Source organism: Tsukamurella hominis (assembly GCF_965137015.1).
Classification (GTDB): domain Bacteria; phylum Actinomycetota; class Actinomycetes; order Mycobacteriales; family Mycobacteriaceae; genus Tsukamurella; species Tsukamurella hominis.
The window spans coordinates 1-12829 of sequence record NZ_CBCRZG010000039.1; the positions used below are offsets into that span (position 1 = coordinate 1).

Sequence of the window (12829 nt, forward strand, 5' to 3'; positions counted from 1 at the left end):
GCCCCCGGCCGGTAGCCGTGCACGTCTCCCGCCGCGCCTTCCAGGAGTGGGTGTCGGACGCGCTCGACGACGTACCGCCCGAGCTCGCGAAGGCGATGGACAACGTGGTGGTGCTGGTCCGCGACCGCAACGAGGACGAGCCGACGCTCCTCGGGCTGTACGAGGGCATCGCGCTCACCGAGCGGGACTGGAACTACGTGGGCACCCTGCCCGACACCATCACCATCTACCGCGAAGCGCTCATGGACATCTGCGACACCGAGGAGCAGCTGCGCCATGAGATCCGGGTGACCGTGCTGCACGAGATCGGCCATCATTTCGGTATCGACGACCACCGACTGCACGACCTGGGTTGGGCCTGACCCGACCTGGGCTGGGCTGGGCCTGAAAGGAATCCGCATGCCGACCCCGCACAACTCCGCCGCCCCCGGCGACTACGCACCCGCCGTGCTCATGCCGGGCGACCCGCGCCGGGCCCGCCGCATCGCGGAGACGCTGTTCGACGACGCCCGCCTCGTCAACGAGGTGCGTGGGATGGAGGCGTACACGGGCACCGTCAGCGGCCGGCCGATCTCGGTGATGGGCTCCGGCATGGGCATGCCGACGATGACGATCTACGCCACCGAGCTCTACCGCGAGTACGGCGTGCAGCGGATCATCCGGGTCGGCACGTCGGGCGGCTTCCAGGACGACCTGGCCCTGGGCGACGTGATCGTCGCGACCGCCGCGCACACCGACTCGGCGATCAACGACCCGCGCATCCCCGGCGTGAAGTTCGCGCCCGCGGCCTCGTACTCGCTGCTCCGCGCCGCGGTGGACGCCGCCGAGCGGGCCGGGACGCCGGTGCGGGTGGGCCCGGTGTACTCCTCGGACCACTTCTACCTGGCGCGCCCGGGCCTGCACGAGGGGCTGCGCGACCACGGCGTCCTCGGCGTCGACATGGAGACCGCCGCGCTCTACGCGGTTGCCGCGGCGGAGGGCCGGGAGGCCCTGACGGTGCTCACGGTCAGCGACCACCTCTTCCGCGAGGAGGCGATGCCGTCCGAGGACCGCGAGAAGAGCTTCGCCGCCGCCGCGGCCATCGCGATCGAGGCCGCCTTCAGCTGACGGGCACTAGCCCATCGGGTCCAGGTGCGACGGTGCGTCGGCCCAGCTCACGAGCTCCCACGCGCCCCCGTCGACGGGGCGGAGCACGATCTCGCCGGTGTTCGGCAGGTGGTGCTTGTGCGCGTAGGCACCGTCGACCCCGGACAGGTGGAAGCCGACGAGCCGGATGGCGGCCCCGTGGCTGACGAGGTAGGCGTCGCCGCGCGGCAGGTGCTCGGCGCGGATCGCGTCGACGGCGGGGAGGTACCGCGCGAGCAGGTCCTCGGCGCTCTCGCCGCCGGGCATCGCGGCGGTCGGGTCGCCCTCGTACCAGCGCCGCACGACGTCCTGGAAGACCTTGATGGACGCCTCGTCGTGGAATCCCTCCAGGTCGCCGGCCTGCACCTCGTGCACCCCGTCGATCGCGGCGGTCTCCACGCCCCACGCGTCGGCGATGTGGCCCGCGGTCTGCTGCGCGCGGCGCGCGACGGAGCTGAGCAGCACGGCGGGCGCGGCGTCCGGCCGCTCGAGGCCGTACCGGCGGGCCTGCTCCGCGCCCTCGGGCGTGAGCGGGGCGCCGGGCGGGCGGGTGTCCAGGATCCGCGCGACGTTCGCGGTGGTCTGGCCGTGCCGGACCAGGTGCAGCAGGCCCGTCATCGCTCCCCCCTCCGCAGGCCGTCGAACCACGCCTCGGAATCTCCGGGGTCGACGGGGGCCGTCCCGGGCCCGCCGGGACGCGGCCAGGAGCCGAGGAAGCGGAGGTCGTCGCACACGCGGTGCAGGGCGCGCAGCGCCTCGCCGACCGCGGGATCGTCGATGTGGCCGACGCAGTCGAAGTGGAAGACGTAGCTGCCGAAGACCGTTCGCTTGGGACGCGACTCGATGCGGGTGAGATCGACGCCGCGCAGCGCGAATTCGGCCATGCAGAGCGCGAGCGAGCCGGGTCGGCTGGGCACGTCGAGCACCACCGACGTGCAGTCGCTGCCGGTGCGCGCCGGCGCGGGACCGGGCTTGCCGCACAGCACGAACCGGGTGCGGGCGTCGGCCACGTCGGCCACGCCGGTCGCCGCCTCGGTCACGCCGTACATCCGCGCGGCGAGGGCGGTGGTGACGCCGGCGTCGACGCGCCCCTCGGCCACGTCGAGCGCGGCGGCGGAGTTCGATGCGGCCGGAACCACCTGCGCCTGCGACATGTTCACGGCGAGCCAGGCGCGGACCTGCGCGGCGGCCACCGGGTACGCGCCGACGGTGCGGGCCTCGTCGAGGGGCTTGGCGGAGGCGATGGAGAAGGCGACGGCGAGGTCCGTCTCGGCGAAGATCTGCAGCGGCGCACCGAAACCGAGCGTGTCGAGCGTGGGCGTGACCGGCCCCTCGACGGAGGATTCGATCGGCACGCAGGCGAGGTCGGCGGCACCGTCGGCCACCATCTCGAGGGCGGCCACCTGACTGGGGGCGCTGATCCGTTCCGCGCCGACGAGCTCGACGCCCGGCACCGCCATCGCGCCGCGGGCGGCGAGCTCCTGGCACTGCAGCAGCGCCATCTCGGTGAACGTCCCCTCGGGGCCGAAGTAGGCGATGCGCGTCACGCCCCGAGCCTAGCCGGGCCGCCGCGGTGGGGCGGCCCTCCGGTGATTCAGTACAGTCATTTCGTTCTTGCAGAAACAGGGGGCGAAATGGCGCAGGACGAGAATCCACTGGACCGGATCAGCGCGGGGCCGGCGCCGACGGGTCCGAACCCGTGGCGCTCGGACCGGCTGCCCACGGGCAGCCCCTACGCGAACGGCCTGTACGGCACCGGCGACGTGCGGAACCCGCGCCGGCTGGGCCTGGCCGGCTGGCTCACTCTCGCGGTGGCGGTGGTCCTCCTCGCGGGCGCGGTCGGCTGGGCCGCGGTCTCGAAGTCCGACCGCGACGACGCGGCGCTGCCCGGGATCACCGGGCGGGCGACGCCGCCGCCCGCGCCGAGCGTCGCGCAGATCACCGCGAACAGCCTGTTCGCGACCACCCTCACGGCCCCGGCGTCGTGCCCGCTCCCGGCCTGGTCCACGGAGCGGGCGGCCATGCAGGCCTTCGCCCAGGCCGGGACCGCCTGCCTGGGCGGAATGTGGGGGCTGCCCGCCGTGCGCGTCGACGTCTTCACCCCCGAGGCCGACGGCACCGTCGACGGGGCGTGCACCGCGAGCAAGCACGTCGAGAGCATCGTCACCTGCGACGACGTCCTGCTCATGAACTACGACCGGGCGCGCTCCGGCATCGGCAGCCAGGCCGGCGCCGCACTGATGTGGCTCGCGCTCGACGTGGCCGGTCGCGCCGAGCGGCGCAGCGGCGTCGCCGCGGACGTCGACGCCCTCGTGCGCCTCGACGGCGGGCCGACCGGCGTCCAGGGCGGCGAGCACCTGCGCCGCCGGCACGTCCAGAACCTCTGCCTCGCGGGCGGCACGCTCGCGAAGCTGGTGGGCCACGGCATCCAGCCGCGCGACATGGAGGAGGCCTCCAGCGAGGCGGCCTCGTGGACGATCATCAGCGCCACGTCGAACCAGCCCGTGCTGGCCCGCGGCACGGCGCAGAGCTGGTTCGATCGCGGCCGCCTCTCCCCCACCCTCGACGTGTGCCGGACGGCCTGGACCGTCCCCGTCGACCAGGTCTCCTAGCCCGCAGTGCGACGAAGATTACACAACCCCTGTTGAGATTCTTCGTTAGACTCATTCCTCGCATTCACGACGATCAACGGGGGAAATCAGCGATGACCGGACCGCAGGACACACGGGCCGACCAGTACCCGGCGTTCGTGCCCTACGAGCCCCATCCGGCCGGCCCGCCGCAGCCCGCAGGGCTGTCCCGCAGGATGCAGATCGCCCTGGTCGTGCTGATCACGACGGTCGCCTTCCTCGTCGTCGCCGCGGTCGTCGCGGTCGCGATCGTGGCGGTCGGCGCCGCGGCGAAGCCGTCGCGGACCGCGGCACCGACGCTCGAGCCCACGTCCCTCCACATGCCGACGATCACCACCCCTGCCGTCCCCACCGTGAACCAGGTGCGGTTCAACGCGATCCTGTCGAAGACCCTGAGTACGCCGGCGTGCACCCTCCCCGCCTGGTCGACGACGCTCACCGGAATGCAGGCCTTCACCGACGCGGCCAACGACTGCTTCGGCCGGGTCTGGGGCACGCGCATGCCCCGGATCACGGTGTTCGAGTCGCCGACCAACGTCGCGCCCGCGTCCACCGGCTGCCCGGACCAGCCCACCCTCGGCTTCTGGGTCTGCTCCGGCGGCTCGGCGACCAACTACACCTCGATGGTGAGCAGCATCGGCAGCCAGCTGGGCTCCGGGATCGAGTGGCTGGCGCGGATCGCGGCCATCCGCGTCTCGTTCGACGGGGGCCAGCGCGCCGACGTCAAGGCGCTGGTCACCCAGGTCGGCGGCAGCGGGACCCCGCTCGGCACGGAGTACCTGCGGCGCCAGGCGGCCCAGCGCGCCTGCCTCACGGGCGGCACCCTCGGCATGATGGTCGACCACGGGATCAGCCGGGCCGACCTCGACGGCGCGGCGGCGGCCTCCGCGCTGTGGACCGACCTGGACGAGGCGACGGGCCACACGCTGGCCGGGCCGGCGCTGACCACCTGGTTCAACCGCGGCGCGGCCGTGCGGACCACCGCGCCGTGCGCGGACGCGTGGTCGGCCCCCGTCGATCAGCTCCCCTGAACGGCCCGCGGAGCTACCTCAGGCCCAGGGCGTGCAGGCGGTCGGTGAGCGCCTGCGGGTCGGGCAGCACGACGTGGCGCAGCCGCTCCCGCACGGCGTCCTGCGCCATCGGGTTGAGCGCGGCCAGGCGCGCCTCGTCGGGCGCCGTGAGCGCGGCCGGGATGTCGTCGCCGGTGAGCGCCGCGACGACGGCGCACAGCACGGCCACGGCCTCGTCGGCGTCCGCCACCGCGATCTCGAAACCGGGACCCTCGTCGTGCACGCCGTGCACCAGGAACTCCGCCAGCGCGACGGGGTCGCCGGGCTCGTAGGTGCAGCTCGGGCGGCCCGACCGGGCGGCCACGGCCAGCCCGTCGACCAGGGACATCGGCTCGCGCGGAGGCGCGAGCAACTCCAGTTCGATCGCCATCACGATGACCCTAACTCTTGCCCGGGGTTGCTCACCGCATTAGGTTAGGGTTACCTTCATGACCGACAACCACCGAGCGAGAGGAGTCGTCATGAGCGCCCCGACCATCGCCGAGCCGACACCGGCCGAGCGCGTCCGTTCCATCGCGGCCGTCCCCCACGCCGCGGTCCTCGCGGCCGACGGCTACGAACCGATCACCGTCGCGCTGCACCACATGCTGGGCGATCGCCTGGTGGTCGCCGTCGCCGACGACTCGCCCTGGCTCGAGGGCGTGCGTGCGATGGTCGAGATCAACGACATCTCGCCGCTGCCGCTGCGCGAGCGCACCCGCTCGCTGGTGTGGCTGTCCGGCCGGCTGTCCGAGGTCGCCGACGGTGCCGCCCTCGCCGCCCGCATCGCCGTGGACAACCCCCTCGAGGCGCTGCTCGACGTGGGCAACGGCGCGCGGCTGCTGACCATGCCGATCGAGACGGCCGTGCTCGCGGACGCCGCCGGCGCCTCGTCGGTGACGGGCGACGAGCTGGCCGCCGCCGAGCCGGATCCCTTCGCCGGCTACGAGACCGCCTGGCTCGCGCACGTCGAGACCGGGCATCCGGAGATGGTCGGGCAGCTCGCCCGCCGCCTGCCCGGCAAGCTGCGCAACCACCGCATCCGCCTGCTGGGCATCGACCGCCTGGGCATCCGCCTGCGCGCCGAGCACCACGAGCTCTCCGACGTGGACGTGCGCCTGAACTTCGCGCAGCCCGCCGACGACATGGCCGCCCTGCAGCGCAGCATCCGCATCCTGCTCGGCTGCCCCTTCCTCAACGGCCTCCGCGCGAGCTGACTCCCTCACGACGTCGAGTTCTGCTGGGGTGGAGGTGCGCTCACGCACACGCGGGGCACCGGAACTCGACGTTGTGAAGTAATCGACCGCCCGGCGAAGGTTTCGTACGCTTCCTGGGGATGACGGCCCCCGACGGGGCTCCTGCGCCGGATCGGCGGGGCACCGTGGCGGCATGGACCTCATCGCACTGCTCGCCGGACTCGCCGACGGCGGCGTCGTTTCCCGCGCACGGCTGATCTCGCACGGCGCCGACCCGCGCGAGATCAGCGCGCTGCGCCACTCGGGTGTTCTCTCCGTGATCCGGCGGGGTTGGTACGCGATCGCCGGGGCGGATCCCGCGGTCGTCTCCGCGGTACGCAGCGGGGGCACTCTGACCTGCGTCTCCGCTCTGCGCTACGCGCCGGGCGTGTGGGTGCCGCCCGGCGTCACCCGCAGTCACGTCCGCTGGCCGGCGCACCGCGCCGCGGCCGCGAGGCGGCTCACGGCCGCGGGGACGCGCAGGCCCACGAGCGGAACGCCGAGCACCCCGGGGTCGACCGATCGGTCCGCCCGCTGTCGCGCGCATCGCACCCTGCCGGTGTCGAACCGCGCGGTCGATCCGCTGCCCGTCGCGCTGCAGTGCGCGGCCCACTGCCTGTCGGACGACTACCTGGTGGCGGTGCTCGACTCGACGCTGCGGATGCCGAACCCGTACACCGAGGATGACCTGCGCCAGATCTTCGACGGCGCGCCGCAGCGCGTGCAGCGCCTGCTCGACCTCTCGACCCGCTCGCGGGTTCCGGGACCGAGTCCGTCACCCGCGTCCGGCTCCAGAACCACCACGTCCTGGTGCGGAGCCAGGCGGAGATCGAGGACATCGGCCACGTGGACCTGCTCGTCGGCGAGAAGTTGATCGTCGAGTGCGACAGCAGGAATCACCACAACGACGAGCACCGCACCGAGGACAACCGGCGCGACCGAGTCGCGGCGCTGGGCGACTACCGGGTGCTGCGGATCGACTACGCGGAAGTGATGTTCGCCTGGGACACCGTGTTCGCCGAGATCATGGACCTCGTGCGCACTCGGCGCCACCGCGCACCCAGGCCGAAGCGGCTCACGATGTCGACTCCCGGAGACACGGAGGTGCGCTGACGCACGTCCGCCTCACCAGAACTCGACATCGTGAGCCGCCCCGCGGTCAGTGCGCCTGCTGCGTGATGTCGGTGCCCTTGGGGGTGAGCGCGTAGACGCCCACCGCGACGGCGAACAGGATCACACCGCCGACCAGGCCGGTCGTCTGCAGCGACGCGGTGAAGCCGGTGGTCGCGTGCTCGGCGAGGGCGGGCAGGCCCGCCTGCTGCGCGATCGCCATGGCGGCCCCCAGCGACTCCCCCGCCGCTCCCGCGGTGGCCGCGTCGACGCCGGGGATCGACCCGAAGTCGGCGTCCGCCGTGTAGAGCATGGCCGCGACGCTGCCGAGGATCGCGACGCCGAGGACGTTGCCCAGGTCGTAGCTCGTCTCCTCGAGCGCGGCGGCGTTGCCCGCCTTCTCCTCCGGCGTGCCGGACATGACCATCGCGGAAGCAACGGTCATCGCGCCCATGCCCAGGCCCACGAGCACCAGCGGCGCCACCAGGCCGGCGTAGTCCAGCTGCGCGGGGGCCGCGATGAGCACCATGCCGACCGCGGCGGCGACGAGGCCGCCGGCGAGCACCAGGCGGGCGTTCAGTACGTTCGCCAGCCACGGCGCGGCCAGCGACGCGACGACCGCGGCCAGGGCGACGGGCAGCAGCCGCACACCGGTCTCGATCGGGCCGTAGCCCGCGACCAGCTGCATCCACTGCGCGAGCAGCAGCAGCGCCGCGGCCATCGCGAACATCACGCCGAGCGCCGCGACGATCCCCGCGGAGAACTGGCGACGCGCGAACAGCCGCACGTCGAGCAGCGGGTTCTCCCGGCGCAGCGACCGCCGGACGAACAGCCCGAGCACCACGACCGCGAGCAGCAGGGCGAGCAGCCCCGGGCCCGAGAGCAGCGTGTGGTCCTTCGCGAACCGCTTGATGGCCCACACCAGCGCCACCATCCCGGTGATCGACATGAGCGCGCCCAGCCAGTCCCATGCGCCGGACGTCGCGACCTTCGACTCGGGGAGCAGGAAGACGCCGATGATCAGCACGAGCGCCATGATCGGCACGTTGACCATGAAAGCGGCTCGCCAGGAGAAGTTCTCGAGCAGAACGCCGCCCACGATCGGGCCGACCGCGGCGCCCACGCCCGAGACGGCTGCCCAGAGGCCCAGTGCCTTCGCGCGCTCCGCAGGGTCCGTGAAGATCACGCGCAGCATCGTCAGCGTGGTGGGCATGATCATCGCGCCGCCCACGCCGAGCGCCGCGCGCAGCGCGATCACCTGGGCGGGCGTCTCGGCCCACAGCACGAGCGCCGAGGCGACGCCGAAGACGACGTAGCCCAGCAGCAGCATCCGCTTGCGCCCGAAGCGATCCCCCAGCGAGCTGGTGGACACGAGCAGGCCGGCGAGCACCAGCGAGTAGACGTCGATGATCCAGAGCTGCTGCGCCGCAGTGGGCCTCAGGTCGGCAGCCAGGTCGGGCACAGCGATGTTGAGGATCGTCATGTCGACGGTGATGACGAGCAGGCTCGCCGAGAGCAGCAGCGCGGCGGCCCACCGTCGGGCGGCGGACGCCACCACGGGCGCGTTCTGGAGGTCGGTCATGACGTCGTCTCCTGTCGTGGCTTCCAGAGCGCGGTGATCGCGCGGTCGAGCAGTCCCGGATCGGCCGGCTGCCCGGTGAGGGTGGTGTGCATGATCGCGCCGTCGGTGAACATCGCCACCGCCGCGGCGCTCTCGGCGGTGACGTAGCGCTCGAGCGTCTCGGCGAAGTCCGCCGCCCATCGGTCGCTGAGCTCCTTGAGGCCCGGGTGCAGCGGCGCCGCGCAGGTCAGGGCGAAGTCCGCCCCGACGAGGTGCGGGTCGCACAGGTAGCGGTGCACGGCCGCCACGTAGGCCGACGGTGACGCCCCCTCCCGGACGAACTCGGCCTCCAGTTCGTCGAGCCACTGCTCGGCCTCGACGACCAGCGACGCCAGCGCGGCGGCACGCAGGTCGTCGAGGGTCGCGAAGTACTGCGTGGTGGAGCCGAGGGGGACCCCGGCGCGCGCGGCCACCTTGCGGTGGGTCAGCGCGTCGGGCCCGTCCTCCACGACGATCGCCGCGGCCGCCTCGACGATCTCGCGGCGGCGGCGCTCGGGATCGCGCCGACGGGGTGCTGCGGGCATCACTCACTCCTCATGGACGTTTGTACATGTACAAACGTACACCATGTGCGGCGGCAAAGAACGGGTTAGATTGGTGCGATGAGCGCCACACCGGACGATCCCACCCCCGACCAGCCCGAAGGCGCGTCGAAGCCCGACTTCGCATCGCGCGCGAGGACCCACGTCGACGACGCGGCGACGCGGGCGAGGACCCACGTCGACGACGCGGCCACGCGGGCCAAGACGCACGCGGACGATGTGGCCACGCGGGCCAAGACGGCGGCCGGCGACGCCGCCACCCGCGCCGGTGATGCGGCGAAGAAGTGGCTCAAGCGCGCGATCGTCGCCGCGATCCTCGTAGCGGTCCTGATCGCCGCGTACTTCGCCCTCGCCGCCTACCTGCCGCGCAAGTGGGCCGACATGCTGGTCGGCTGGGTCGGCACCGACGGCGGCACCCTCAAGGGCACCGTCTTCGGGCTGGGCATCGGCTTCCTCTGCGCCGGCCTCCCGCTCCTCATCCTGTGGTTCGCCGCCAAGCGGGCGGCCAGCCACCCGAAGATCGCCACCGTCCTCGGCCTCATCGCCGTGGTCGCCGCCGTCCCGAACCTCATGACGCTCGCCGTCGCGATCGGCACCGGCAGCGGCGCGAGCTACGCGCGCACCAAGATCGACCAGAACGCCGCCGGATTCCGCTGGGCCACCCTGATCGGCGTCGTCATCGGCGTCGTCGCCGCGATCGCTCTGGCGATCTTCCTCGAGGTGCAGCGCCGCAAGCGCGCGAAGAAGAAGGAACAGAAGGCCGTCGAGAAGCAGGCCAAGGCGCTCGCCAAGCAGGCGGACAAGGACGCGAAGGCCGCCGAGAAGGCCGGCCGCGGCCGGGCGCCGAGCTTGGACGAGTCACCGTCGGGCGACCCCTCGGGCGGCGACGGGAGGTAGCGCCCGTCAGATCCCGAACAGCACCTCGATCGGCTCCTTCGCGAAGTACAGGAGGAACAGCCCGGACACGATCCACAGCAGCGGGTGCACCTCCTTGGCCTTCCCGCGCGCGACGGCCATCACCACCCAGGTGATGAAGCCGATGCCGATGCCGTTGGCGATCGAGTAGGTGAAGGGCATCGAGACCACGGTGAGGAAGACGGGCAGCACGACGTAGAACTTGGTCCAGTCGATGTCCTTGAGCTGGCCCAGCATCATGGCGCCCACGATGACCAGCGCGGGAGCGGCGGCCTCGGACGGGACCACCTCGTAGAGCGGGGTGAAGAACATCGCGGCGAGGAACAGCACGCCGGTCACGATGTTCGCCAGGCCCGTCCGGGCGCCCTCCGCGATGCCCGAGGCCGACTCGACGAAGACGGTGTTCGACGAGGCCGAGGCGCCGCCGCCCACGATCGCGCCCGCGCCCTCGACGGCGAGCGCCTTGCCGATGTTCGGCACGGTGCCGTCCTCGCGCATGAGGTCGGCTTCCTTGGTGAGGCCGGTGATGGTGCCCATCGCGTCGAAGAAGTTCGACAGCACCAGCGCGAAGACCAGGACCGACGCGGCGACCACCCCGATCCGGGTGAAGGCGCCGAAGACGTCCACCTCGCCGACCAGCGAGAGGTCCGGCAGCCCGCCGAGGCTCGACGGGAGCTCGGGGATGTTCAGGCTCCAGCCGTGCGGGTCCTTGAACGACGGGCCGAGGCCGGCCACCTTCTGCACGATCAGGGCGACGATCGTGGTGATGACGATGCCGAGCAGGATCGCGCCCGGCACCTTGCGCACCACGAGCACGCCGATGAGCAGCACACCGAACACGAAGACCGCCGTCGGCCAGGCCGCGACGGAGTTGCCGATGCCGAGGCCGACGGGCACCGTCGTGCCGGCCGCGTCGGGGATGCGCCGGACGAAGCCCGCGTCGACGAAGCCGATGAACGCGATGAAGCAGCCGATGCCGGCGGCGATCGCGGCCTTGAGCTCGGCGGGGATCGCGCGGAAGACCGCGGTGCGGAAGCCCGTGACGCCGAGCAGCACGATGATGATGCCGTCGATCACCACGAGGCCCATGGCCTCGGGCCAGGTGACCTGCGGCGCGATGCTCACGGCCAGGAGGCTGTTGACGCCCAGGCCGGCCGCGATACCGAAGGGGTAGTTGACGATCGCGCCGAAGACGATGCACATCAGGCCCGCGGCGAGCGCGGTGACCGCGGCGACCTGCGCGGTGGGCAGCACGTTGCCGAGCACGTCGACGTTCTTGTTGTTGCCGACGACGCCGCCGATGATGATCGGGTTGAGCACCACGATGTAGGCCATCGTGAAGAAGGTGACGAGGCCGCCGCGGAGCTCGCGCGGCACCGTCGACCCGCGCTCGGAGATGCGGAAGTACCGGTCGATGGGCCCCAGCTGGGGCTCGGTGGTGGGAGCGGACACGCTGGGACCCCTTCACTCGCTGCAGGACCGGGCAATCGTAACGGTGCCCGGTTAGGGTGTCCCGGTGAGCGCCCCCGAGCCCGTCCCGACCGCCGAGCGGCGCCCGCTGCGCGCCGAGGTCGCGATCGTGCTGCTGGTGACTTTCGCCTGGTCGGGCCTATATTCGATGGTCCGCCTGATCGGCTATCAGCTCGGGCCCGGGGTCCGCGGGACGACGGTGACGCTCAACCCCGTCCGCAGCCCGCACGCGGTGATCGACTTCCTCCTGCAGGTGCTGGGCGCGGTGCAGCTCTTCGGCTGGGCCGCGCTGGCGCTGTACCTGCTGTACCGCTCCGGGATCCGCTCCGCCGACATCGGCTTCGCGCTGCGCCGGCCGCGACGGGAGGTCCTGCGCGACGTGGGGCTGGGCACCGGCCTCGCGGCGCTCATCGGCATCCCCGGGCTGGCGCTGTACGCGGCGGGCCGCGCGCTGGGCGTGACGGCGAGCGTCGTGCCCGCGTCCGGCGACGTGCAGTGGTGGCGGATCCTCACGTACGTCCTGCTCGCGGCGGGGAACGCCGTCGCTGAGGAGGTCGTGGTCGTCGGCTATCTCATGACCCGACTGCGGCAGCTGGGCGTGGGCCGGGCCGGGTCCATCGCGGCGTCCTCGGTGCTCCGCGGCTCGTACCACCTCTACCAGGGCTTCGGCGCGGGCCTGGGGAACCTCGTGATGGGCGTGGTCTTCGGCGCCGCCTACGACCGCTGGCGGAAGCTGTGGCCGCTGGTCATCGCGCACTTCCTGCTCGACGTCGTCGCCTTCGTCGGCTACGCGCTGCTCCGCCCGCACCTGGGCTTCCTCGGCTGACCCGGCCTGCGACCCGGATCACGCGCTGAGCCGATTTCTCAGTTGCGGCCCGTACAGTCGATGTGCGTGAACGACGAACGACCGCGCGACGAGCGGAACCTCGCCTGGTCGCAGGTCCCCGAGGGCGACCCGCGCTCCCGCGCGCCCCGGCACCCGCAGGGCATCCCCCGCCCGCGCCAGGGTCAGGGCCAGAGCCGGCGGCCCGTCCCGCCCGCGCAGCGAGCGGCCCAGCAGCCGCCGCGCCGCCCCGCGCCGCAGAACCCCGCGTACCAGAACCCCGCACAGCAGGGCCGCGCGCCGCAGAAC

General features: G+C 72.6%; 15 protein-coding genes and 1 pseudogene. 10 read left to right on the plus strand and 6 right to left on the minus strand.

Annotation, left to right across the window (positions count from 1 at the left end; translation table 11 throughout):
• The first annotated feature begins 17 nt into the window (after positions 1-17).
• Both ACM9LD_RS24620 and deoD read left to right on the plus strand, forming a co-directional pair.
• Positions 18-362, plus strand: coding sequence for a metallopeptidase family protein (locus ACM9LD_RS24620; RefSeq protein WP_224651999.1), 345 nt, complete (start codon positions 18-20; stop codon positions 360-362).
• A gap of 37 nt (positions 363-399) precedes the next feature.
• Positions 400-1107 carry a purine-nucleoside phosphorylase gene (deoD, locus tag ACM9LD_RS24625; RefSeq protein ID WP_415679146.1) on the plus strand — a complete coding sequence of 236 codons (708 nt, stop codon included), beginning with the start codon at positions 400-402 and terminating at the stop codon, positions 1105-1107.
• 6 nt (positions 1108-1113) lie between these two features.
• Here the strand turns inward: deoD and ACM9LD_RS24630 are convergent, their stop codons facing one another.
• Both ACM9LD_RS24630 and pheA read right to left on the minus strand, forming a co-directional pair.
• Positions 1114-1743: a histidine phosphatase family protein gene (locus ACM9LD_RS24630; protein ID WP_415679147.1), complete on the minus strand. Its 630-nt coding sequence runs from the start codon at positions 1741-1743 to the stop codon at positions 1114-1116.
• Complete coding sequence (gene pheA, locus ACM9LD_RS24635; protein WP_415679148.1) at positions 1740-2672, minus strand: prephenate dehydratase; 933 nt, start codon at positions 2670-2672, stop codon at positions 1740-1742. The genes ACM9LD_RS24630 and pheA overlap by 4 nt, the downstream gene beginning before the upstream one ends.
• Before the next feature lie 87 nt (positions 2673-2759).
• Between pheA and ACM9LD_RS24640 the strand changes: the two genes are divergently transcribed.
• A complete protein-coding gene (locus ACM9LD_RS24640; protein ID WP_415679149.1) occupies positions 2760-3737 on the plus strand; it encodes a hypothetical protein in 978 nt (325 codons plus the stop codon).
• A 92-nt stretch (positions 3738-3829) separates the two neighbouring features.
• Positions 3830-4786, plus strand: coding sequence for a hypothetical protein (locus tag ACM9LD_RS24645; RefSeq protein WP_415679150.1), 957 nt, complete (start codon positions 3830-3832; stop codon positions 4784-4786).
• Positions 4787-4799: 13 nt separating this feature from the next.
• Here ACM9LD_RS24645 and ACM9LD_RS24650 read toward each other — a convergent pair whose 3' ends face one another.
• Positions 4800-5195 (minus strand): hypothetical protein, encoded by a 396-nt coding sequence (locus ACM9LD_RS24650; RefSeq protein ID WP_415679151.1) that lies wholly within the window; start codon positions 5193-5195, stop codon positions 4800-4802.
• A gap of 91 nt (positions 5196-5286) precedes the next feature.
• Here ACM9LD_RS24650 and ACM9LD_RS24655 point away from each other — a divergent pair, with 91 nt between their 5' ends.
• From ACM9LD_RS24655 to ACM9LD_RS24665, 3 genes are all read left to right on the plus strand, one after another.
• Positions 5287-6021: a DUF2470 domain-containing protein gene (locus ACM9LD_RS24655; protein WP_224651985.1), complete on the plus strand. Its 735-nt coding sequence runs from the start codon at positions 5287-5289 to the stop codon at positions 6019-6021.
• A gap of 172 nt (positions 6022-6193) precedes the next feature.
• On the plus strand, positions 6194-6913 hold the full coding sequence (locus ACM9LD_RS24660; RefSeq protein ID WP_415679152.1) for a type IV toxin-antitoxin system AbiEi family antitoxin domain-containing protein: 720 nt from the start codon (positions 6194-6196) through the stop codon (positions 6911-6913).
• Positions 6886-7152, plus strand: a complete 267-nt coding sequence (locus ACM9LD_RS24665; protein WP_415679153.1) for a DUF559 domain-containing protein — start codon at positions 6886-6888, stop codon at positions 7150-7152. Before ACM9LD_RS24660 ends, ACM9LD_RS24665 begins: the two co-directional genes overlap by 28 nt.
• Before the next feature lie 46 nt (positions 7153-7198).
• Here the strand turns inward: ACM9LD_RS24665 and ACM9LD_RS24670 are convergent, their stop codons facing one another.
• Positions 7199-8731 carry an MFS transporter gene (locus ACM9LD_RS24670; RefSeq protein ID WP_415679154.1) on the minus strand — a complete coding sequence of 511 codons (1533 nt, stop codon included), beginning with the start codon at positions 8729-8731 and terminating at the stop codon, positions 7199-7201.
• Positions 8728-9294 carry a TetR/AcrR family transcriptional regulator gene (locus ACM9LD_RS24675; protein WP_415679155.1) on the minus strand — a complete coding sequence of 189 codons (567 nt, stop codon included), beginning with the start codon at positions 9292-9294 and terminating at the stop codon, positions 8728-8730. The genes ACM9LD_RS24670 and ACM9LD_RS24675 overlap by 4 nt, the downstream gene beginning before the upstream one ends.
• A gap of 78 nt (positions 9295-9372) precedes the next feature.
• Between ACM9LD_RS24675 and ACM9LD_RS24680 the strand changes: the two genes are divergently transcribed.
• Positions 9373-10209: a hypothetical protein gene (locus ACM9LD_RS24680; protein ID WP_415679156.1), complete on the plus strand. Its 837-nt coding sequence runs from the start codon at positions 9373-9375 to the stop codon at positions 10207-10209.
• A 6-nt stretch (positions 10210-10215) separates the two neighbouring features.
• On the opposite strand, the gene ACM9LD_RS24685 is transcribed toward ACM9LD_RS24680, so the two are convergent.
• Positions 10216-11679, minus strand: a complete 1464-nt coding sequence (locus ACM9LD_RS24685) for an NCS2 family permease (RefSeq protein ID WP_415679157.1) — start codon at positions 11677-11679, stop codon at positions 10216-10218.
• A 64-nt stretch (positions 11680-11743) separates the two neighbouring features.
• Here ACM9LD_RS24685 and ACM9LD_RS24690 point away from each other — a divergent pair, with 64 nt between their 5' ends.
• Positions 11744-12523: a CPBP family intramembrane glutamic endopeptidase gene (locus ACM9LD_RS24690; protein ID WP_415679158.1), complete on the plus strand. Its 780-nt coding sequence runs from the start codon at positions 11744-11746 to the stop codon at positions 12521-12523.
• Positions 12524-12589: 66 nt separating this feature from the next.
• Positions 12590-12829, plus strand: a pseudogene (locus ACM9LD_RS24695) (hypothetical protein); the annotation flags it as partial.

Coding starts and splice junctions, on each gene's coding strand:
- deoD (WP_415679146.1), top strand. CDS start 400: ATGCCGACCCCGCACAACTCCGCCGCCCCCGGCGACTACGCACCCGCC.
- ACM9LD_RS24630 (WP_415679147.1), bottom strand. CDS start 1,743: ATGACGGGCCTGCTGCACCTGGTCCGGCACGGCCAGACCACCGCGAAC.
- ACM9LD_RS24640 (WP_415679149.1), top strand. CDS start 2,760: ATGGCGCAGGACGAGAATCCACTGGACCGGATCAGCGCGGGGCCGGCG.
- ACM9LD_RS24645 (WP_415679150.1), top strand. CDS start 3,830: ATGACCGGACCGCAGGACACACGGGCCGACCAGTACCCGGCGTTCGTG.
- ACM9LD_RS24650 (WP_415679151.1), bottom strand. CDS start 5,195: ATGGCGATCGAACTGGAGTTGCTCGCGCCTCCGCGCGAGCCGATGTCC.
- ACM9LD_RS24655 (WP_224651985.1), top strand. CDS start 5,287: ATGAGCGCCCCGACCATCGCCGAGCCGACACCGGCCGAGCGCGTCCGT.
- ACM9LD_RS24660 (WP_415679152.1), top strand. CDS start 6,194: ATGGACCTCATCGCACTGCTCGCCGGACTCGCCGACGGCGGCGTCGTT.
- ACM9LD_RS24670 (WP_415679154.1), bottom strand. CDS start 8,731: ATGACCGACCTCCAGAACGCGCCCGTGGTGGCGTCCGCCGCCCGACGG.
- ACM9LD_RS24675 (WP_415679155.1), bottom strand. CDS start 9,294: ATGCCCGCAGCACCCCGTCGGCGCGATCCCGAGCGCCGCCGCCGCGAG.
- ACM9LD_RS24680 (WP_415679156.1), top strand. CDS start 9,373: ATGAGCGCCACACCGGACGATCCCACCCCCGACCAGCCCGAAGGCGCG.